We start from the raw sequence: 657 nt of genomic DNA, 5'->3' as shown, positions 1-657 counted from the left end.
ACCGGCTCCGGAGTGCCGGGGAGCCGGGACAGCGCTCCGGGGTGGCCGAGGTCGCCGCAGTCGTCGCCGCGCAGCGCCCGGGCGGTGGCGGCCACCAGGAGCCGGGCCGCGCTGCCCGCGGCCACCACCCGGTCACCGGGAAGTCCGGTTCCGGTTGCCGCCTGCGACTGTGCTCGTTCGCTCACCACGCGGCCCGGCTTCCCGTCCCTCTGGGGTCTAAACGGGGCATCTCCCCACGGTGCGGACCAATGCCCGTCGGGACGCCGCACCGCCCGCGACACCCAGGGACGTCGTCGCGCCGCTCCCCCGCCGCCGTGGACGCAACGGCACGCCGGAGCGGGTTTGGGCCGGAGCGGGACGGGCACTGCACCGCGCATGCCCGACGACGAGAGCACCCCGGCGGCGACCATCACCCCTTACCGGGACGGACCGCTGCTGGTGCGCGGCGACGTCGCGCTGGTGACCCCGGACGGGGAACCGATCGAGCGGCGCCAGGGCACGATCGCGCTCTGCCGGTGCGGCAAGAGCGCGATCAAGCCGTTCTGCGACGGCACCCACAAGGTCGCCGGCTTCCGCGCCGACTGACGGCGGGCGCGCCCGGCGACCCCGCGTCTCAGGCGGCGGCGAGGACGCGCGCGGGCGGGCGCAGCGACGACC

General features: G+C 77.0%; 1 protein-coding gene and 1 pseudogene. One reads left to right on the top strand and one right to left on the bottom strand.

The window, feature by feature from the left end:
* A pseudogene (locus HUW36_RS33850) lies at positions 1–188 on the bottom strand (hypothetical protein); the annotation flags it as partial.
* Between the two features lie 187 nt (positions 189–375).
* On the opposite strand from HUW36_RS33850, the gene HUW36_RS33845 reads away from it, so the two are divergent.
* Positions 376–585, top strand: coding sequence for a CDGSH iron-sulfur domain-containing protein (locus tag HUW36_RS33845; protein ID WP_174531700.1), 210 nt, complete (start codon positions 376–378; stop codon positions 583–585).
* The last annotated feature ends 72 nt before the right edge of the window (positions 586–657 follow it).

This window comes from Micromonospora maritima (genome assembly GCF_902825405.1).
Classification (GTDB): Bacteria; Actinomycetota; Actinomycetes; order Mycobacteriales; family Micromonosporaceae; genus Micromonospora; species Micromonospora maritima.
This window is presented reverse-complemented; position numbering and strand designations above follow the sequence as displayed.

Excerpts from the sequence above, each read along its gene's own strand:
- HUW36_RS33845 (WP_174531700.1), top strand. The coding sequence starts at position 376 with ATGCCCGACGACGAGAGCACCCCGGCGGCGACCATCACCCCTTACCGG.